Source organism: Streptomyces sp. NBC_01451, assembly GCF_036227485.1.
Lineage (GTDB): Bacteria > Actinomycetota > Actinomycetes > Streptomycetales > Streptomycetaceae > Streptomyces.
The window spans coordinates 8,772,529-8,792,465 of sequence record NZ_CP109479.1; the positions used below are offsets into that span (position 1 = coordinate 8,772,529).

General features: G+C 70.9%; 18 protein-coding genes. 2 read left to right on the top strand and 16 right to left on the bottom strand.

Annotation, left to right across the window (positions count from 1 at the left end; all coding sequences use genetic code 11):
* Positions 1-53: 53 nt before the first annotated feature.
* The 11 genes from OG595_RS38635 to OG595_RS38685 form a co-directional block, all read right to left on the bottom strand.
* Complete coding sequence (locus tag OG595_RS38635; protein ID WP_329280441.1) at positions 54-1,040, bottom strand: class I SAM-dependent methyltransferase; 987 nt, start codon at positions 1,038-1,040, stop codon at positions 54-56.
* The gene (locus OG595_RS38640) at positions 1,034-1,711 is read right to left on the bottom strand and encodes a class I SAM-dependent methyltransferase (RefSeq protein ID WP_329280443.1); all 678 of its coding nucleotides are present in this window, start codon (positions 1,709-1,711) and stop codon (positions 1,034-1,036) included. Before OG595_RS38640 ends, OG595_RS38635 begins: the two co-directional genes overlap by 7 nt.
* 142 nt (positions 1,712-1,853) lie before the next feature.
* On the bottom strand, positions 1,854-2,651 hold the full coding sequence (locus OG595_RS38645) for a glycosyltransferase family 2 protein (RefSeq protein WP_329280445.1): 798 nt from the start codon (positions 2,649-2,651) through the stop codon (positions 1,854-1,856).
* Positions 2,648-3,796 (bottom strand): hypothetical protein, encoded by a 1,149-nt coding sequence (locus OG595_RS38650; RefSeq protein ID WP_329280447.1) that lies wholly within the window; start codon positions 3,794-3,796, stop codon positions 2,648-2,650. Before OG595_RS38650 ends, OG595_RS38645 begins: the two co-directional genes overlap by 4 nt.
* Before the next feature lie 5 nt (positions 3,797-3,801).
* A complete protein-coding gene (locus OG595_RS38655; protein WP_329280449.1) occupies positions 3,802-5,355 on the bottom strand; it encodes an oligosaccharide flippase family protein in 1,554 nt (517 codons plus the stop codon).
* Positions 5,318-6,199, bottom strand: coding sequence for a chain length determinant protein (locus OG595_RS38660; RefSeq protein WP_329280451.1), 882 nt, complete (start codon positions 6,197-6,199; stop codon positions 5,318-5,320). Before OG595_RS38660 ends, OG595_RS38655 begins: the two co-directional genes overlap by 38 nt.
* Before the next feature lie 51 nt (positions 6,200-6,250).
* On the bottom strand, positions 6,251-7,384 hold the full coding sequence (wecB, locus tag OG595_RS38665; RefSeq protein ID WP_329280453.1) for a non-hydrolyzing UDP-N-acetylglucosamine 2-epimerase: 1,134 nt from the start codon (positions 7,382-7,384) through the stop codon (positions 6,251-6,253).
* A 4-nt stretch (positions 7,385-7,388) separates the two neighbouring features.
* Positions 7,389-8,648, bottom strand: coding sequence for a nucleotide sugar dehydrogenase (locus OG595_RS38670; RefSeq protein ID WP_329280454.1), 1,260 nt, complete (start codon positions 8,646-8,648; stop codon positions 7,389-7,391).
* Positions 8,648-9,418, bottom strand: coding sequence for a WecB/TagA/CpsF family glycosyltransferase (locus OG595_RS38675; RefSeq protein ID WP_329280456.1), 771 nt, complete (start codon positions 9,416-9,418; stop codon positions 8,648-8,650). Before OG595_RS38675 ends, OG595_RS38670 begins: the two co-directional genes overlap by 1 nt.
* Positions 9,415-10,581: a hypothetical protein gene (locus tag OG595_RS38680; RefSeq protein ID WP_329280458.1), complete on the bottom strand. Its 1,167-nt coding sequence runs from the start codon at positions 10,579-10,581 to the stop codon at positions 9,415-9,417. The genes OG595_RS38675 and OG595_RS38680 overlap by 4 nt, the downstream gene beginning before the upstream one ends.
* A gap of 311 nt (positions 10,582-10,892) precedes the next feature.
* On the bottom strand, positions 10,893-11,492 hold the full coding sequence (locus tag OG595_RS38685; protein WP_329280460.1) for an acyltransferase: 600 nt from the start codon (positions 11,490-11,492) through the stop codon (positions 10,893-10,895).
* Positions 11,493-11,811: 319 nt separating this feature from the next.
* On the opposite strand from OG595_RS38685, the gene OG595_RS38690 reads away from it, so the two are divergent.
* Together OG595_RS38690 and OG595_RS38695 are read left to right on the top strand one after the other, a co-directional pair.
* On the top strand, positions 11,812-12,918 hold the full coding sequence (locus OG595_RS38690; protein ID WP_329280461.1) for an NAD(P)/FAD-dependent oxidoreductase: 1,107 nt from the start codon (positions 11,812-11,814) through the stop codon (positions 12,916-12,918).
* 189 nt (positions 12,919-13,107) lie between these two features.
* The gene (locus tag OG595_RS38695; RefSeq protein WP_329280463.1) at positions 13,108-14,508 is read left to right on the top strand and encodes a cytochrome P450; all 1,401 of its coding nucleotides are present in this window, start codon (positions 13,108-13,110) and stop codon (positions 14,506-14,508) included.
* Between the two features lie 285 nt (positions 14,509-14,793).
* On the opposite strand, the gene OG595_RS38700 is transcribed toward OG595_RS38695, so the two are convergent.
* From OG595_RS38700 to OG595_RS38720, 5 genes are all read right to left on the bottom strand, one after another.
* The gene (locus OG595_RS38700) at positions 14,794-15,675 is read right to left on the bottom strand and encodes an SDR family oxidoreductase (protein ID WP_329280464.1); all 882 of its coding nucleotides are present in this window, start codon (positions 15,673-15,675) and stop codon (positions 14,794-14,796) included.
* Positions 15,672-16,799: an acyl-CoA dehydrogenase family protein gene (locus OG595_RS38705; RefSeq protein WP_329280465.1), complete on the bottom strand. Its 1,128-nt coding sequence runs from the start codon at positions 16,797-16,799 to the stop codon at positions 15,672-15,674. Before OG595_RS38705 ends, OG595_RS38700 begins: the two co-directional genes overlap by 4 nt.
* A gap of 9 nt (positions 16,800-16,808) precedes the next feature.
* Positions 16,809-17,939 carry an acyl-CoA dehydrogenase family protein gene (locus tag OG595_RS38710; RefSeq protein ID WP_329280466.1) on the bottom strand — a complete coding sequence of 377 codons (1,131 nt, stop codon included), beginning with the start codon at positions 17,937-17,939 and terminating at the stop codon, positions 16,809-16,811.
* 3 nt (positions 17,940-17,942) lie between these two features.
* Positions 17,943-18,707 (bottom strand): enoyl-CoA hydratase family protein, encoded by a 765-nt coding sequence (locus OG595_RS38715; protein ID WP_329280468.1) that lies wholly within the window; start codon positions 18,705-18,707, stop codon positions 17,943-17,945.
* 68 nt (positions 18,708-18,775) lie between these two features.
* On the bottom strand, positions 18,776-19,867 hold the full coding sequence (locus OG595_RS38720) for an NAD(P)H-dependent flavin oxidoreductase (RefSeq protein WP_329280470.1): 1,092 nt from the start codon (positions 19,865-19,867) through the stop codon (positions 18,776-18,778).
* Positions 19,868-19,937 lie beyond the last annotated feature (70 nt).

Here is a 19,937-nt window from a genome sequence, read left to right on the forward strand (position 1 = left end):
GCGACAAGCCACGACGGCGCCGCGGCCGGCCGACGACAGATCGCGGCACCCCCTCAGCCCGGATCACTCCGAGGCCGACACACCATGGCAACGAAATCGTGCCCCACATCAGTAAGCACCGCGTCCTCCGCGGCAAAGCACCGTTCCAGCAGCGCCACCGTCTCAGGCTTCTGGTCGAGGAAGTTGTGCGCGATTCCTGAGAGCGCGATGTGCAACACCGTACCCCCGTACGGCCGTTCCTCGACGACGTCGAACTCGCGCCGGAGGCCTGGCAGCAGTGCCGCCGCGTCGACCGCCTCAGAGGGGTCGTCCAGCACCATCGACAGCCTGCTGGGCCGTACGACACGGTGCTTGATCCGGCCGTCGGCCTGACGCCGCCGTTCCTCGGGCAGCCGGTCCAGGAGGTCGTTCGCCGCCTCCAGCTGGCCGTCGGTCCACTGGAACCGGGTGGGGCCGACGAACTCGTCGACCACGAACGTCCCGCCGGGCTCGATCAGTCGGGACAGCCGGGGCAGGGTCTCGTCGAGGTCGTCGAAATGGTGCAGTGACTGCAGACCCAGCAGTACGTCGAAGCGTTCCCCGCCGCCGGTCATCCGGTTGACGTCACTGACCCGGAAGCGCAGGACGTCCGCGAGACCCTGCTCGATGGCGGCGCGGGTCGCGAAGTCGATCCGCTGCTGCGCCACGTCCACGCCCTCCAGGCGGCCGAACGCGCCGGTCCTCGCCCAGAGCAGTTCGTTGCCGCCGGTGCCGCACCCCAAGGACAGGCCGCGCAGATCGGTGCGCGGCGCGAAGTACTCGGCGGCCACGTACTCGGGAAAGGAGAGGCCGGGGTCGCCGGTCATCAGCAGGTTCCATCGCTTGACGACTGCCGGTATCGCCCACCACTCGGTCAGTGACGGGTCGACCCGGGACCAGTGCCGGACCACTCGTGCGCCGCCGTGAACCCGGAACTTGGTCAGTACCGGGTCGAGTTCTAATCGCCGTACTTTGCGCAGTAATCGGTCCGCGTCATGTCTGTTGATGAGGTTGTTCAGCATACGGGCTCCGTTCTGACGGCTATGAGTGACTTCGGGGCACCGAGCACCCGCTCGCTGAGGAGCACCGAACCGGGGAACAGATAGCGCATTTCGGTGCGGGTCAGCAGCTCGATGTTGATCACCGCGTCCATCGCCGACTCCGGGCTGTCGGGGCGGCTGTGGACAAGCGGCCAGCGGCGTACGAGACGTGCCCTGGCGGCGAGCGGCAGGAACTGGAAGCCGGGCGCCACGAAGTGGGGCTCGACGGGGAAGTACCGGTAGGGCGTCTGGATCCAGTGCAGCGGCGCCAGCGACTCGACGGCCGAGACGAACTTCCGGCGCTGGCTGTGGCCGCCCACGTGCTCGATGGTCGAGTTGGAGAACACCAGGTCGTAGCCGCCCTTGGCGCTCAGTTCGGCGGCGACCGCCTCGTCGGTGACGTCGGCGACCTCCGCGGTGATCCAGTCGGGCAGTTCGGCGGGGTGCTCCGCAAGGTTGATCAGGTGGACGTGCTTGGCACGGAGGGGGGCGCGCAGCCACATGTCGGCCGTCCCGCCCAGGTCCACGACACTCATGTTCTCGATGCCCGGGAAGCAGCGCCGAAACCGCTCCCAGCGGGCGATGCGCATGCGTTCGCCCAGCGAGCCGGGCGCGTCGACGAACTTGTTCCTGAGGGCGCGGGAGCGGGCCATGGGATCAACCACCTGTGTTCGGTACGGGAGAAGAAACAGCGGGAGAGGAACAGTCAGAGAGAGCAGCGGGGGAGGAACGGCGGGGGAGGAGCAACGGTCGGCGGAGCAAGGGTCGGCCGAGCGGTTCGGCTTCATCCGGACGTCACCACCGGGTGTAGAAGCTGGCCGGGTTCACCAGATACCGGACGGTGGGGTGCGGCACATGGAGCACCCGGTGCCCGCGGGCGTACCGGTGGATCAGCTCCCAGTCCTCCCGGGGCATCACGTCCGGTGTCCGGCGCAGGCGGCTGAAGCGCAGTGAACGATCACGGCGGGCCACGAAGGCGTTGGTGTCCAGAAAGGACTCGCGGGCGGCGCGGCGCCGGTCGTAGGGCACCGACAGGACGTCCTTCTCGCTTCCGTCGGGCAGCACACGGCGCAGTGCCGTGTAGACGGCGTCGGGCCCGCCGGGGGACTCCAGGACCGCCAACGTCCGTTCCAGATGGTCGGGTTCCCACAGGTTGTCGTCGTCCAGGAACGCCACGTACCGCGAGCGGCCAAGGCGGATGCCCACGTTGCGCACGACTCCCGCCACACCGGTGTTGTGTGCCAGGGAGACGGCGAACAGCCTTGGATCGTCCGGGAGTTCGGGCAGTCCGGCGCCGTCGTCGACCACGATCACGACCTGGTCGCGAACGGTCTGGTGCAGTGCCGAGCGCACCGCGGCGCGCAGTGCCTCGGGACGTCGGTGGGTGGCGATCACTGTGGCGACCAGCGCCGAGGGCGGCGACGGCAGGCCGGCGGCGAGCCGCCGGGTCTCGGCGTTCTCGATCCGGCGCAGCCGAACCGCGCCGGGGGCCAGCAGGATCTTGTTCCTGGCCTCGAAGAGCACCAGCCAGCCGAACAACGCCTTGAGCAGGGTCCAGGGCGCCCGCGCGGGACGGCGTACGACCGCGCTCATGACGCCGGCTCCGGCTGGACCGGGCGGCCGTCGGACATCCTGTTGTTCCGCCACACGTTTCCGGCACCGCCCGCGTTCCAGTGGGCGACCACGCCGTACCCGCCGGAGGCCGGGTGGTACTCCGTCGAGAAGACGTTGTCGGTGACCCTGATCCCGGTGGCGCCGGTGCTGCCGCCGTACAGGGCGTACGCGCCGCCGGCGATCCAGTTGTCGGCCACGGTGACGTTGCGGACCACCCCGGTGTCCGCGAACAGGCCGATGCTGCCCGAGGCACCCTGCTTGAGGCCGGTCGGGTTCAGCAGGGTGTTGTGGCGGATGATCAGGTGGCCGGTGTTGCCGCCGCCGCTGATCACCGTGTTGGTGTGCTGCCACTCGCCGCCCAGGTTGATGAACGGGACGATGTCGTGCACGTAGTTGTCGTGCAGGTTCCCCTGCCCCATGGACAGGGCGTCGCCGAACACCGAGACGTCGCACCAGCCGACCTCGATGGAGCTGTCCCCCATGTTCGACACCGCGTAGTCCACACCGCCGTTGTCCGGCCCCTTGCCGGGCACGGCCGTGATGGTGGAGTGCAGGACCCGCAGGCCGCTGTAACCGGGGCGCAGGTTGATGCCCCACCAGTTGTCCGAGGTGATCCTGGTGTCGATGACGGTGACGTCGTTCGCGTAGATGTCGAGCGAGCCGGTGATGTCCCAGCCCCGGATGACCTGCCCGTCGGTGCGGACCGCCATGTACCCGGTCTTGTGGGGTGTCAGGGGGACGCGCGGACCGGTGGTGTCGGCGTCGGGAAATCCGCAGTCGCCGGGAGAGGCGCAGCCGGCCCCGGCAGCGGGCGCGCCCGACGACGTGCCGGCGCCCGCTGTGGTGGCGGGAGTCCCTGCCGGGGTCGCGGTCGGCTTCGCCGCGCCGGTGGGCTTGCCCGTCGGGGACGCCGGGGCGGAGGGGCGGCCCGTCGCCTCGCCGACCGTGGCCGAGGGGCTGGCACCGGATGCGGCCGGGGATCCGCCCGCAGGGCAGGTCAGTGCCTCGTCCGGGCAGTCCGGCAACGCGGCCTGGTCCGATCCGGAGCAGGCCGCACCCAGCACCGCCAGCAGGGCGGCAAGGAGCAGTCCGGTGAGGGAGTTCCGGCTGATACGCCGTGACATCAGGTTCACCTCAGGTCCTTCTGGGTGGGCCGGCCCGGTGCGGAGGGCCGGTGCCGACCGTGCTGGGACCGGTCGCCGCGGTCGACACCGCGCAGGAAGTCGCGGCTGGGCAGTACGCACAGCGTGTAACCGGCCAGGGCGAGCGTGCTGATGGCGAGCAGTGCGAACCGGCCGTCACCGAACCGGGGCTCCAGACCGAGGATGATCGCGGCCATGACGGCTCCGCCGAGGAAGGGCCACGCGCAGGCCCTGGCGATCAGGCCGACACCGATCCCGCCACGGCTGAGGGCGACGAGGAACACGGGCACCACCAGGCCGCCGGCGACCAGTACATGGGCCTGTGAGACGCCGACGATGCCGTTCGTGCGGGCGGCGACGAGGAGCACCGGGACCAGGGCCACCAGCCACAGGCCCTGCACCAGGAACAGCGACCGGCGCTGTCCGATCGCGACCAGACAGTCGTAGGCGAGTTCGCTGCCGATACGGATCAGCCCGAGGGCCATCAGCCAGGGCAGGGCCGCGGCGGCCGGCGCCCACTGGCTGCCGTAGATCAGCTGGATGGCGGGCCCCGCGAGGCAGGCCAGCAGCACGCACAGCGGGACGGTGCCGGTGATCACCACGCCCAGGCCACGGCTGAAGCCCTGGGCGAGCGCCTGCGGCGAGTCGGCCAGGCGGGAGAAACCGGCGAAGGAGACCCGGCGGGCGGCCTCGGAGATGATGCGCACGGGCCAGCCGGACATGTTGAAGGCGAGTACGTAGAAACCCAGTGACACATTGCCCAGCGTCGCGCCCACCACCATGGTGTCGACGTTGACCACGGCGAGGGCCAGCATGCTCGCCCCTGCCAGCGGAAGCCCGAACCTGAGCAGCGCCCGGGCCTGGTCCGGGTCCCAGCCGAACTTGAGGGTGCCCGGCGCCGCCAGCCAGCAGCCGAACAGCGTCACGACGTTCCCCGCCACGGCCCCCCAGGCGAAGCTCATCGCGCCCCAGCCCTCGAAGGCCAGCAGCAGCGTCACCGAGGTGCTGACCACGAAGTTCAGCGCGTCGACGATCATCCGCTTGCCCTGGGCGAACTCCCGGGTGAGGAAACCGGCGGGCACCTGTGCCACCCCGTCGATCACCACGCACAGACACATCACCCGCAGCACGTTCGCCGCGTCCGGCGAGCCGAGCAGGCCCGCCACCGTCGGTGCCGCCGCGAACAGTGTCACGTACAGCAGGCCGCTGGAGAGGGCGCTGAGGGTCAGCACGGTGGGTGCGAAGCGTCGTGCGTCGCCCTCCCAGCGCACGATGGCCAGGCCCACGCCCAGCTCGTTCGCGGACAGCAGGACCAGCAGCACGGTCTGGGCGATGCCGTAGACGCCCCACTCCGCCGGTCCGAGCGCGAAGCGTGCCAGCAGGATGCCGGTCGCGAAGTTGCCCAGCCGCATGACAACGGTGTTGATCAGGCTCCAGCGGGCAGCCGAACGGACCTTCCCGCCGAGGGAGGGCGCGGCGGGCGGCGCGGGGGTGTCGCTGGGTTCAGCGGTCTCGCTGTCCGGTGTGCGAACGCTGTCCATGAGTCGACTCCTCGTCGAGCGGCTCGGCGGCGGGTGCCACGACCGTGGCGGCCCGTCCCGCTCTCGGCTCCGCGGCAGGCCTGTTCGCGGACCGCGCCCAGGCGGGCGGGGTACGCAGAGCGATCGTCTGTTCCGCGACCGACTCCTCGGCCGCCGCCCGGGGGGCGGTGGCACGGGATTCGGCCGCCGGCGCCGGCTCGGGGGCGTCGGCCGGCTCCGTGGGTTCCTCCGGCTTCACCGGTGGCTGCGACCGGCGGCGCGCCTCGACGTAGAAGACGGCGACGAGGCTCAGTACCAGGCCCCCGCCACCGGCCATGATCATGTATTCGAGCCGGGTCTTGGTGTCTGCCACAGGCGGCTGCGGGACCACGATCGTCATCATCTGGATCATGGCCTTCGGATCGACCGACTGCTGTTCCTGGAACTGCTTCAGCCGGTCCGTGGCGTACGCGGTCAGAATGCGGTCCGAGGCCAGCACCGCGGACTTGTCGGTGCCGGTGACCGTGAGCCACATGAGCGGACCCTGGGCGTTGTCCGCGATCTTGGCCTCGAACGTACCGCTGGCGCCACGGGACTTGAGTTCCCGGACGGAGCCGTCGGAGTTGAGGTTGCGGGCCAGGCTGTCGGCCATGCCGGTGAGCGAGGTCTGGGTGCTGAGGAAGGGGTTGCCGCCGTAGGCGACGGTGGCCTTCGGGGAGTTCAGAAGTTGCACCGTGCTCTGCGACTGGTAGGTGACCGGAACCAGCAGCACCACGGCGGCCACCAGACCGGCGGTCAGCAGCAGTCCGGGCAGCAGGACGTACCAGCGCCTGCGCGTGACCCGGAAGATCTCAGCGAGATCCATGGCGGTCCCCCCTTGCGGCCAAATGTTCTACGAGCATGTGTTTCAAGCGGATCATATGGGGAACGTGCGGTCCGTGGTTCTCGGCCGGTCGGTCGGTCTCTGTCGAGTGCTCGCGTCGCCCCCCTCCAGCAGCACATCCGCGATCCGGTCGCTCGCGCGGCCGTCCCACAGTTCGGGTCGGCGCGGGGCGGGCGGAGCGTCCAGAACCCGGTTCACGGTGGACACGATCCGCGCCGGATCGCGGCCGGCCAGCACGTTGGTGCCCTGCTCGACGGTGATGGGCCGCTCGGTGTTGTCCCGCAGGGTCACACACGGCACGCCCAGCGCGGTGGTCTCTTCCTGGATGCCACCGGAGTCCGTCAGCACGACACGGGCGGAGTCCTGCAGGGCGATGAAGTCCAGGTATCCGGCGGGCGGTACGAGCCGGACACCCCCGGGGACGCCGATCTCGGCCAGCCGTTGCGACGCGCGGGGGTGCACGGGCAGCAGGAGCGGACAACGGCCGGCGATCTCGCCCAGGGCCTTCAGCAGCGCGGTCAGGACTTCCGGGTCGTCCACATTGGCGGGGCGGTGCAGGGTGACCAGGCCGTACTCGCCCCTGGACAGGCCGTACCGGGTGAGGACGTCCGAGGCCCTGGCCCGTTCCAGGTTGGCCAGCAGAGTGTCGATCATGACGTTGCCGACCAGGTGGATCTGGTCGTCCCGGTAGCCTTCCGCGCGCAGGTTCTCGGCGGCGTCGGGCGAGGGAGCCAGGAGGTAGTCGCTGACCCGGTCGGTGGCGACGCGGTTGACCTCCTCCGGCATGCTCCAGTCGCGGCTGCGCAGGCCCGCCTCGACGTGGGCCAGCAGCGGCCCGGCCTTGGCGGTGACCAGGGCGCAGGCCAGGGTGGAGTTGATGTCGCCGACCACCACGACGATGTCCGGGGACACCTCGTCCAGGAGCGGCTCGAACGCGGTCATCACGCGTCCGGTCTGCTCGGCGTGGCTGCCGGAACCGACCCCGAGGAAACGGTCGGGCGGACGGATGCCGAGGTCGGCGAAGAACACGTCGTTCATGGCCGGGTCGTAGTGCTGGCCGGTGTGGACCAGGACCACCTCGGCGCCCCGGCGTTCCAGGGCGTCCATCACCGGTTTGATCTTCATGTAGTTGGGTCGCGCCCCGGCGACGCAGACGATTCGCGGCATGGTTTCAGAGCACCTCGATCGTGGAGCCCGACGACATCCGTCGACGGCAGTCGAGGACGAAGGGGGCGTGCTCGGCCACGAGTTCGTAGTCGAAGCTGTCGTGGTCGGTGAGCAGGACCACGACATCGGCGGCAGCCAGCTCCTCCGGGGTCGGTTCGACCCGTACCAGCCGGCTGTCCACCGGCAGACTCTCGACCACGTGCGGGTCCGCCGCCCTGACCTGGGCTCCCATGTCCAGCAGCAGCTGGGCTATGCGCAGGGCGGGCGACTCACGGGCGTCACTGGTGTTCTTCTTGTACGCCAGACCGAGCAGCAGGATGCGGGAGCCGTTGACGGAACGGCGTTGCTCGTTGAACAGGTCGCTGATGCGGCGTGTCACGTACTCGGGCATGTGGTTGTTGATGTCGTTGGCCAGCTCCACGAAGCGGAAGCTCTGCCCGAGTTCGCGCTGCACCCGCCAGGACAGGTACGAGGGGTCGATCGGCAGGCAGTGGCCGCCGACACCCGGTCCGGGCGTGAACTTCATGAAGCCGAAGGGCTTGCTGGAGGCCGCGTCGATGGCCTGCCAGACGTCGATGTCCAGGTGGTGGGCGAACATCGCTATCTCGTTGACCAGCGCGATGTTCACATGCCTGAAGGTGTTCTCCAGCAGTTTGGCGAGCTCGGCCTCCTTGGGCGAACTCACCGGCACGGTGGTGTCGACGAGCTCGGCGTAGAAGCCCTCAACGGCCTTGAGTGAGGCTTCGTTGACCCCGGACACGACCTTCGGGGTCTCCTTGAAGCCCCAGACGGCGTTGCCGGGGTCGATCCGCTCCGGGCTGTACCCGAGGTGGAAGTCGGCGCCCGCGGTCAGGCCCGAGCCGTCCTCCAGGATCGGCGCGAACAGCTCCTGGGTGGTGCCGGGGTAGGTTGTCGACTCCAGGACGACGGTGGCTCCGGGGCGCAGGTACCGGGCGAGGGTGACCGCCGACTCCCTGATGTAACGGAGGTCGGGAGTGCCCTCGTGCAGCGGGGTCGGCACGGTCACCACGGCGATGTCGAAGCCGCCGCAGTCGCGGGCCGACTCGCTCGGGCGGTACGAGCCGTTGTCCAGTGCCGCGCGGATCCGCTCGGAGGAGACGTCCTCGACGAAGGACTCACCGGCGGCGAGGGTCTTGATCCGCCGGGCGTCGACGTCGTAGCCGATCACCTCGTGTCCGACCTCGGCGGCGCGGATGGCCAGCGGCAGGCCGACGTATCCCTGTCCGACCACGACTACGCGCATCAGCTGCTCCTGTTCGCGGAGGCGGGCGACGGGGTGAGCCGGATGAGCTCCCGCGCCGTCATGAGAAGGAAGGCGGCATTGGTGGTGAGGTAGCGCCGGCCGAGGCGGCGCGGCTCCTGCAGTGCGCGGTAGAGCCACTCGACTCCCCACCGCTGCCAGACCTCGGGGGCCCGCCTGGTGACCCCGGCCAGGATGTCGAAGGAGCCGCCGACTCCGTGCACGACGCGGGCGCAGGTGCGTTCGCCGTAGGCGGCGGTGAAGATCTCCTTCTTCGGCGAGGTCATGCCGAGGAACAGCATCTGGGCGCCGCTGTCGGCGATGTCGCCGGCGATGGATTCCTGCTGGGAGTCGTCGAAGTAGCCGTTGCGGCTGCCGGCCACCTTCAGGCCGGGGAAGCGGTCGGCCACCCGGCACAGCATCTCCTCCAGCACCTCCTGCTTGGCGCCCAGGAAGTACACGGAGATGCCCGCCGTCTCGGCCTCGGCCAGCAGTCGCATGAACAGGTCGATGCCGGCCACCCGTTCCGGCAGCGGGGCGCGCAGCACCCGGCCGGCCCAGACGACGGCCTGTCCGTCGGCGACGACGAGATCGCAGCCGGCCACCGCGTCGGCGAGCCGCTGGTCGCGCCGCATGTTCACCAGCTTCGCGGCGTTGACCACACCGATCTCCAACTGGTGGCCGTCCCGGACCGCTTCGAGGCAGCGCCGCACGGTCTCGTCCATGGTCAGCGGGTCGAGCTCGACCCCGAACAGAGTCCGGCGCCCGCTCATATTCGTCCCCCCAGCCAGGCGTGGAGCATCCAGCCGAATTCGTACGGTCGGCACTCGCGGTCCACGGAGAGGGGGCGGTACACCCGGTCCAGGGACTTCAGCCGGAGGTTCGGCGCGACCCGGGTGCCGAGTCCTCGGGCGGCGCGTACGGCCTTCTTCGGGTCGCCCCGGTAGACCTTGCGCCAGGTGACGCCGAGCTCGTCGAGGATCATCGGCTCCTCGTTCCCGGCGGTCAGTTCGGGCACGTCCGTCATCCAGCGCAGGCCCTTGCGGATCGACGCGCCGAAGTCGCTGCCGCCCGCGTCGGTCAGATCGAACAGGGCGGTCGGTGCCATCGCGTGCTGGTGGACGCTGTAGACCGGGTAGCCCTCCACGACACCGCCGGTGCGCGCGTCGTAGTGCCACCACCACTGCCCGCCGTCGCCCTGCAGTTCACAGATACGCGCCGCGCAGGCCTCGGAGGCGGCCAGTGCCTCCGGATCACCGTCACTGTCGCCGCTGGCGTGCGCCCGGGCCAGGGCCTGGAGCGGATACGTCTGGTCCGCGAAGCAGCTCACGTGCGACCGGTACCAGGGCACCAGGCCGGGCCCGGTCGCGTGCGGGAACAGCGGGCTGTCCCCGATCCGGGCCCGCAGGAGCCGGTCGCGAGCCGCGGTGAAACGTCTCTCCACATCGACCGTGCCGCGAGCCGCCGCGAGGGCCGACAGCACCCATGCCGCCTCGACGGTGTACTGCGGCCGGTCCTCGTCGTCGAGGGCGTCGACCCGGGCGACGGCGTCGGACAACTTGGGGTGGTCGGTCTCGGCGGCGGCCCAGGCGATCAGCGCCGCGTCACCGAGGTTGGTCACCGAGGGCAGTGACTGGACCAGCAGACCCGTGAACTCCTGCGCCGTGTGTCCGCCGAGCACCGCGCGCTGGCGGTCCTCGGGGAGGTACTGGGCGCCCAGCGCGGTGATGGCCGCGTACCGGGTGCTGGTCCCGCGCCGCTCCAAGGTCCAGGCGCCGCTGGGGGTTTCCCGCCCGGTCATGGTGAAGACGAAGGTCTCACCGCCGGGGAGCAGCATCGCCGGCAGCCCGGACTCGGCGACGGTGAGAAGCCGTTGGGCGAGCGCGAGCAGCGTTGGTTCCGCACGGCCGAGCGCTGCCAGACGTGTGGTGGTCATGGTTTGGGCACACCAACCCCCCTGTGGGTCCTGTGGCGAACAGACTGGTGACCGCAGCGGCACGGAGTGGGCACGCGGCGGAATCAAACGTCAGACATTGGACATCGGACGTCAGGAATCAGACATCAGGCATCAGGTGTCGGACGTAAGGCGTCGGAGCGGTTGTCGCTCCTCGCTTTTGGCACAGGCGTATCCACCCGGTAACCCCCCCTGGGCACTGGTCAGTGTGCTCATTGTGCTTGGTCTGCATAGTTCGCACACATGTTATGCCTGTAGATGTTCGAAGATTTGCGTTTTGTGGGACGTGGAAGTTACGCGTGCTCGACGAGTTCGCCGTTCTTCTCCTCGAACAGCGCGCCCGTCTCGGGGCACTCCCATACGCCCGGCTCGCCTTCCCGCTCGGCAAGCCGTACGCCGGCCCGGCCGACCCAGCCGATCCGGCGGGCGGGGACACCGGCCACGAGCGCGAAGTCCGGCACGTCCCGGGTCACCACGGCGCCGGCGGCGACCAGCGCCCAGCGTCCGATGCGCACCGGTGCCACGCACACCGAGCGGGCCCCCACTGACGCGCCCTCGCCGACGACCACCGCCACGGCCTCCCAGTCGCCGCCGCGTTTCAACCTGCCCTCCGGGTCCACCGAGCGGGGAAAGTAGTCGTTGGTGAATACCGCCGCAGGGCCGACGAACACCCCGTCGCCGAGCACCGCGGGCTCGTAGACCAGCGCGTAGTTCTGGAGCTTCACGTTGTCGCCGATCCGCACCCCCGGACCGACATAGGCTCCCCGGCCCACGATGCACCCGCTGCCCAGCCGGGCGTCCTCCCGTATCTGGGCCAGATCCCAGACCGTCGTCCCGTCGCCGATCGTGGCCGTCTCGTCGACCTGGGCGGTCGGCTGGATCCTGGAGCTCACCTGGGGGAACCTTTCTGCTCGCCGGGCAACAACAGTGCCTTCACGGGATCACCATACTTACGCCGGATCAAGGGGTGATGGTGACCGGCACCCGGCCAAGGCAGCCCTCTTCGCCCCGGTCGAGTCCCTCGGGCGACCGGTCGGGTGGGCGACATGGGGCGCGGGCCGCGGCCGAGTATCCGCGCCGTCGCTTCACAGAATGCACACCGAAGTTCTTCGGCTCTTTAAGTTTCAAGCGCTAGGCTCGACGGCAGTCGAGCGGCCGACGGCGCCCACACGCCCCGGTGCTCGCTCCCCCCACAGGCACAGGAGACTCGGTGTGCGTGACGGCGACGTAGTAGTGATAGGCGGCGGCTATGCCGGCGTGCGACTGGCGAAACGACTGGACGAGACGGCGAACGTCACGCTGGTGGACCGCAAGGAGGTCTTCTTCCACCGTATCGCCTCCCTGCGCGCAGGCGTTCACCCCGAGTGGACGGTCGCCCCGTTCATTCCCTACGACCGGCTGCTGAGCAACGGCCGGGTGGCCGTGGGCAAGGCGGTCCGCGTCGACACCGCCGAGCGTCAGGTGGTGCTGGCCTCGGGGGAGCGGCTCCCGTACGACGCGGTGGTGATCGCCACCGGCGCCGACTACCCGGAACCGGCGCGCTTCACCGGCACCACCGTCGAGGAGGCGGCCAGGTCGTTCGCCGGGCACCAGCGGAACATCGCCGCCGCGGAACATGTCCTCGTGGTCGGCGGCGGGCCCTCCGGCGTCGAACTCAGCGCCGAGATCCGTCTGGCCCGGCCGGACGCCCGGGTCACCCTCGCCCACTCCGGGTCGGCGCTGCTCCACGCCACGGGCAGCGAACGCGCCGGGAACAGGGCCCGCTCCTGGCTGGAGGCGCACGACGTCGAGGTCCGGCTCGACTCCTTCATGTCGCCCGGCAACGACTTCGGCACCTATCGCGACGCCCGGGGCAACGTCATCGAGGCCGACCGCTCCTACTGGGCCACGGGCACCACCCCCAACACGTTCTGGCTGCGCATGGCCGGACACAGCGACTGGCTGAACGCCTCCGGACATGTGAAGGTCGACCGGACGCTCCGGGTCGAGGGGTGGCCGGACGTGTTCGCGGTCGGCGACGTGAACGACGTCAGCGAACTCAAGATCACCCCCGTCGCGCTCGCCCAGGCGGACCTCGCCTTCCACAACATCCGTGCGTACCTTCAGGGTTCGGGCAGGCACCGCAGGCAGCCGCGCTTCTACCGCCCGATCCACCGCACCCCGCTCGTCGTGCCGTTCGGCCCCTCCGACGGGGTGACCATGGTGCCCGTGCCCGGCGGCGAGACAGCTGTCCTCGGTGGCCGCACCGCCACCCTGGCCAAGGCCAAGACCCTCATGACCCCCTACATGAGGCGCCAACTCGGATACACGGCGGCCTGACCACCCCTCGCGTGAAGGCCGTGTGGAGGCCTCGCGGCGGCGATGTGGATGCCGCCTTCACCGGGTCCTCAACTGTGAGTTGTGCCCCGGTTGTTACTCTGCCGTACGCCCTGCGGTAGGGTCCCCACCGTTTCCAACTACCAGCTGAACGTAGGCCGGTACAGGGAGTGGTGGAGGGGCGGCGCGACGATGAAATCCCAGTGGGGCGACGGCGGATCCGTGGACCTGGGCGGCACACGGTTAGAAGAGTTGAGCCCTGAACCGCTGCTGACCAGGGACTACGAGACGCGTCCCGCGCTCGTGTACGAACGGCTGCGGCAGCGGCACGGCCAGGTCGCACCGGTCGACCTGCTGGGCGTACCCGCCTGGCTGGTCCTGGGCTACCAGGAGTCGCTCCAGGTCCTCCAGGACGACGAGGGGTGGCCGAAGGGTCTGGAGAACTGGCGGGCCCGCTCGGAGGGCCGCGTACCCGCCGACTGGCCGCTCGGACCGTCCCTGGAAGTCAACCATGTGCTGATCCAGGGCGGCCCCGGATACCGGCCGTTGCGGGCGGCGTGGGACGTGGCGCTGAAACCGTTCCAGGATCCCGGGCACCCCCAGGCACGGCGGCTGAAGAGGGCCGTCACCGAATACGCCGACGAACTGATCAGCCTGATGGGCCAGGGCGGCAGCACCGGTCTGGCGGATCTGTCCGCCCAGTTCTCCCGGCCCCTGCCGCTGATGGTGGCCAGTCGTCTGCTCGGCTTCCCGGGTTCGCAGGGTGACGACGCGCTGATGGACATGTGGCGGGTCCTGGACGCGGGCCCGGACGCGGAGCCCGCCCTGGAGCGACTGCTGGCGACACTGGCCGAACTGGCGGCGGTGAAAATGGACGAGCCCGGGGACGACTTCCCGTCGTACCTGATAGCCGCGCACCCCGGACTCTCGCTCGACGAACTGGCCCGCGAACTGTTCATGCTGCTGGGCATGACCTCCGACCACGTCGGCATCCTCGTGTCCAACACGGTGGTCGAGGTCATCTCGGGCGAGGGTGGCGTGCGGGCCAGCCTGTCCGCCGGGATGGTCAGGGAGACCATGAACCGGGTGGTCATGCGCAAGCCGCCGCTCGTCAACTTCGTGCCCCGTTTCGCGGCCAGGGACACGGTGCTGGGCAACTACACGATCCGCGCCGGCGATCCGGTGTGGGTCTCCTCGGCGGCGGCCCACGCCGACCCTCTCTTCGCCGAGAACATGTGCCCGAGCACCACGGTCAGCACCCGGGCACACCTGTCCTGGGGCGCGGGCCCACGCCAGTGCCCGGCGCGCGAGCTGGCGTCGACGGTCGCGTCGGTCGGGGTGGGTCGGCTGTTCGAGCGGTTCTCGCACCTGGACCTCGCCCTTCCCGTCGATCAACTGCCTTGGCGATCCTCGCCGTTCATGCGCGGCCTGCGGTCGCTGCCTGTCCGGTACGAACTCGCCCCGGTGCCCGAGCGACGGTTGGCGTACGACCCGGCGACGCAGTCCGCCGAGACGGAGCTGCCGGACCCGGCGGCCAGGCAGCGCTCCTCGCTGTGGCGCTACCTGACAGGGCTGATCCGCACCGGCCGCTGACGTTGCCCGCCGCCCCGGGCCACGCTGTCGGGTGCGCCGATGCGCCGCGTGACCCTGACTGGGTGACTGGGTGACTGGGTGACTGGGTGGTTCGGTGGCTGGGTGGCCGAGCCACTCAGCCGCCCAGCCACCAGGCCGCCGCCGGCCGACCGTGCGGGGTGCAGCTTCGGGTCCGCCGGGCGCCGCGGGAGGAGCCGGGCCGAAGTCCTCGCGCGCACCAGCCCCCGCGCACGCGGACGGACGGCCCGGTGCCTGAGTGCCGGGCCGTTTATCCGCAGTCCGCGCTCAGGCGCCGTAGACGGGCGCCGGCGAGGGCGCTTCGGTGAGCAGTCCGCGTACCGCCGGGCCGATCTCGTCGGGGGTCCAGCGGCGGTCGCGTACCCGCAGAGGTCCGTGCTGCCAGCCGTCGGCGAGGCCGATCGTGCCGCCCTCGGCCTCGAAGACGCGGCCGGTGACGTCGCCGGAGCCGGCCGAGGCCAGCCACACCACCAGGGGCGACACGTTGCCCGGGTGCGGGGCGTCGAAGCCGGACTCCGGTGCGCGCATCTTCTCGGCGAAGGCCTCGACCGCCTCGGTCATCGGGGTGCGGGCGGAGGGCGCTATCGCGTTCACGGTGACGCCGTACCGGGCGAGTTCGGCGGCGGCGATCACGGTGAGCGCCGCGATGCCAGCCTTCGCGGCGCCGTAGTTTCCCTGGCCGACACTGCCCATCAGCCCCGCGCCGGAGCTGGTGTTGACGATCCGGGCCTCGACCGGCCGGCCCTGCTTGCTCTGCTCCCGCCAGTAGGCGGCAGCGTGCCGCAGCGGCGCAGCGTGCCCCTTGAGGTCGACCCTCAGGACCAGGTCCCAGTCCGCCTCGGTCATGGAGACCAGCATCCGGTCGCGATTGATGCCCGCGTTGTTCACCAGCGCGTGCAGCCCGCCGAACTCGTCGACGGCCCGCCCTATGAGCCGCTCCGCGTACCCCCAGTCGCTGACGTCGCCCAGGTCGGCGACAGCGGTGCCGCCTGCCGCCCCGATCTCCTCGGCCACCGCTTTGGCGGACTCGCCCAGGTCGTTGACCACGACCCGGGCCCCCTCCGCCGCCAGCGCGAGGGCATGCTCGCGCCCCAGTCCCTGCCCCCCTCCGGTGACGACGACGACCCGGTCCCGACAGATTCCGCTCACGTGCCCGCCCCTTCGCTGACGATGCCCGGCCCGGCAGCCGCGCCGCCGTTCGCCCTGCTCTCCTCTGTCGCTTCCTGCACGGTCCTGCCTCCGGCGAGGCCCAGCCGCCGCGCGATGAACTCCCGGTGCTGCGCGGGTCCGCCCCAGTCCGCGGCCAGGGCCCAGGCCCGTTTGGCGTACAGATGGAGGTCGTACTCGGTGGTGTAGCCCATGGCGCCGTGGCACTGGATCGCCGTACGGGCCGCCTTCCGGGCGGCTTCCGAGGCGAGCACCTTGGCCATCGATGTCCGTACGGCGGTCTCCGGATCTCCGGCCGCCTGCGCCCAGCCCGCCGCGAGGACCGCCGGCCGGGCGAACCGCACGGCCAACTCCACATCGGCCAGGGCGTGTTTGACCGCCTGGAACGAGCCGACCGGTACGCCGAACTGGTGCCGCTCCCGTACATGGGCCAGGGTCAGTTCGAGCATCCGCCCGGCGAGCCCGAGCAACAGGGCGGCAGTGGCCAGTACCCCGCGTCCGTACGCGGCGGCCAGTTCGGCGGGGCCCTCGGCCAGCAACAGCCCGCCGCCCGCCGGAGCGTGGACCCGGGCCAGCCGCCGGGAGCAGTCCACCGAGTCGACCGGTTCGGTCTCCACCTCCTCGCGCGAGTACAGGCGCAGCCCGTCACCGTGGGGTACGGCGATCAGATCGGCGCGTGCGCCGAAGGGCACCGGGGCATCGGGGGCGAGGGACACGGTGAGCAGCGCCGATCCCTCTAGTACGGAGGGGAGTTGAGGGGCGCCCGCGGCGGCGAGCAGGGGCGCGCCGACGGCCACGATCTCGGCGGCGGGCACCGGCAGGCCGCTGCGGCCGAGCATCTCCATCAGGGGTGGGAGCGCGTTCTCGTCGAGACCGAGACCGAGACCGGGGCCGGGGCTGGGGCCGAGGGTGAGGGCATCGGCGTTCTCGGGTACCAGGGCGCCGGTGACACCGACCCCGGCCAGCGTGCGCCACACGGCGTCGACGCTCTCGGTGCGGCCACCCGGCCATCCGGCCCGGATCTGTTCGGCGCCGGCCTGCTTGGCCAGCACCTCACCGGCGGCCTCGGCGAGAGCCGTGTCCTGTTCGGTTACGGCGAAGCGCATCGCTTCCGGTCACCTCCTCGGCAGGCCGAGCAGCCGCTCGGCGACGATGTTGCGCTGGATCTCGTTGGTCCCGGCGTAGATGGGGCCCGCCAGGGAGAAGAGGAAACCTCGGCTCCACGGCCCGTCGACCTCTGCCTCGGGGCCGAGCAGTTCGGCGGCCGTCTCGTGCAGGGCGATGTCGAGCTGGGACCAGAAAAGCTTGTTCAGGCTGGACTCGGCGCCGACCTGCCGCCCCTCGACGATCGAGGTGACCTGTTCCAGGGTGAACAACTCGTAGGCCTGGGCCTCGATCCACGACTGCACGACCCGGTCCCGGTGGGCCCCCGGTCCCTTCGCCCGCGCCAGGTCGAGCAGCCGGTCGGCGGTGTGCAGGAAGCGGCCGGGGGAGCGCAGCGTCAGTCCGCGCTCGGATCCGGTCGTGGCCATGGCCACCCGCCAGCCCTCGCCGACTCCGCCGAGTACGTCGGCGTCGGGCACGAGGACGTCGTCGAGGAAGACCTCGGCGAACCCCTCGTCGCCGTCGAGGCGTTCGAAACCGCGGACCGTGACGCCGGGCGCGTCCAGCGGAACGAGGAAGTAGGTGAGACCACGGTGGCGCTCCGCCTCCGGGTCCGTACGGAAGAGGCCGAACAGGTGTGTGCAGAAGGCGCCGCGGGTCGTCCAGGTCTTCTGGCCGGTCAGCCGCCAGCCACCGGCTCCCTCGTCACGGACCGCTCGGCTGCGGATCGCGGCGAGGTCGCTGCCCGCGCCGGGCTCGGACCAGCCCTGCGCCCACAGGTCCTCGGCGGCGGCCATCCGCGGCAGGATGCGTCGCTGCTGCTCCTCCGTGCCGAACGCGAAGACGGTCGGGGCCAGCAGGAAGATGCCGTTCTGCGTGACCCGGGCGGGTGCTCCGGCCCGGTGGTACTCGTCCTCGAAGACCAGCCACTGCCACAGCGACGCGTCCCGGCCGCCGTACGCCTCGGGCCAGGACACGACCGACCAGCGGGCCTCGAACAGGGCGCGCTCCCACTCCAGATGGGCGGCGAACCCCGCACGGGTGTCACCGGACGGCAGCGGGTTCGCCGGGACGTTCGCCGCGAGCCACGCCCGTGCCTCCTGGCGGAACGCCTCCTCCTCGGCACTCCAGGTCAGATCCACCGCTCACCTCTCCCCGTCCGTACGGTCGCCGAAGGTGTCGCGGACCTCGGCGGCGACGCCCGACAGGTTGATCTCGAAGGTGAAGCCCTGTTCATAGCGGTAACTGCGCTTGACGTCCCACAGGTCGATGCCGTTGAAGGCCTCCTTGGCGGCGCGGATCACCGTCGGGTTCTTCCCTGCGATGCCGGCGGCGACCTCCAGGGCCCGGTCCCGCAGCCGGTCGACGGGGACGACGTCGAACACCGAACCGAAGGCGTGCAGTTCGGCGGCGGACGCGGTGGCGCAGGTGTACATCATCGCCCTGGCCCTGTGCTGCGGGACGAGACGTGACAGGTGCGTCGCGGCGCCCAGCGCGCCCCGGTCCACCTCCGGCAGCCCGAAGTAGGCGTCCTCCGCCGCGACGATCACGTCCGAGTTGCCGACCAGACCGATCCCGCCGCCCAGGCAGAACCCCTGGACCGCGGTGACGACCGGCACCGCGCAGTCGTAGACCGCGGCGAAGGCGGCGAAGCAGCCCCGGTTCACCCCGATGACGGCGGTGTGGCCGGTGTCGGCCTGCAACTCCTTGACGTCCACGCCCGCGTTGAAACCGCGGCCCTCGGCACGCAGCACCACCACCCGCACGTCAGGGTCGCGGCCGAGCCGTTCGACCGTCGCCGCCAGTTGGTACCAGCCCGCCACCGGCAGGGCGTTGACCGGCGGGCAGTCGACGACGACCTCGGCGATGCCGCGCTCGTCGACAGCGGCCCTGATGATTTCCGTGCCCATGGGCTCTCTCCCTGTGTCGCGCCCTGCGGCGAGGGCCGGACCGAGGCGCGGCCGACCGTGGTCACCGGTCACCGTTTCGCTCCGGCGGTGGTCAGCCGGGTGAGGACGGCGTCGGCCTCCGCGACGATGCGTTCGACGAGTTCGGCGCAGCTGGGCAGGTCGTCGATCACGCCGGTGACCTGGCCGGAGGCGAGGGTGCCCAGGTCCGTCCGGCCGTCGACCATGCCGGCGCGGAGCATCATCGGGGTGTTGGCCGCCATCACGACCTGGGACCAGCCCAGTTCGTGGCTGCGGCGCATCGCCAGTCCCTCGCGGACCAGGTCGGACCACGAGGTGCCGGAGGTCTTCCGGAACGTGACGGCGTGGCGCAGGGAACGGACGAGCCGCGCGGGCGCCCGTTCCCGCAGCAGCCGTTCCACCGCCTCGGTGCGCAGTACGCGCTGGGGGATGCCGTCGAGGACCGGGGTGACGACGGTGTCGGTGACGCCCCGCCTCAGATACTCGGCCTTGACCGAGTCGCGTACGGTGCTGTCGCTGGTCAGCAGGAACCGCGTGCCCATGGCGATGCCCACGGCACCCTGGGCGAGCGCCGCCACCAGCCCCCGCCCGTCGCGGAATCCGCCTGCCGCGATCACCGGGATGTCTACGGCGTCCACGACCTGCGGGAGCAGGATCGAGGTGGGTACGCCCCCTGTGTGGCCGCCGCCCTCGCTGCCCTGCACGACGACCGCGTCCACGCCCCACGCCTGGACCTTCTCGGCGTGGCGGCGGGCGCCGACGGACGGGATGACGACCAGCCCGGAGTCCTTGAGTTTGCGTATGACGCGCTCGTGGGGCGCGAGCGCGAAGGACGCGATCTTCACGCCCTCTCGCACCAACAGGTCACCGCGTTCCAGGACGTCGGGCGAGTCGCCCCGCATGTTCACGCCGAACGGCGCGTCGGTGCGTTCCCGGACGGCCCGGATGGCGTCCCGGGTCTCGTCGAGGGAGAGCGTCGCACTGGCCAGGATGCCGAGCGCGCCGGCCGCCGCGGTGGCCGCCGTCAGCTCGGGGCCGGACACATACCCCATGCCGGTCTGCACGATGGGGTGGCGGACGCCGACCAGGTCGCACAGCGCGGTGTGCAGGGCGGGATGGACGGGGGCGATGGGGGCGCTCATGCCGGGTCTCCTTCTCGCGCCGCTCGCCGGGGCGGGGACGAATCCCCGGGCCCGGCTTCCGAGGGGTTGT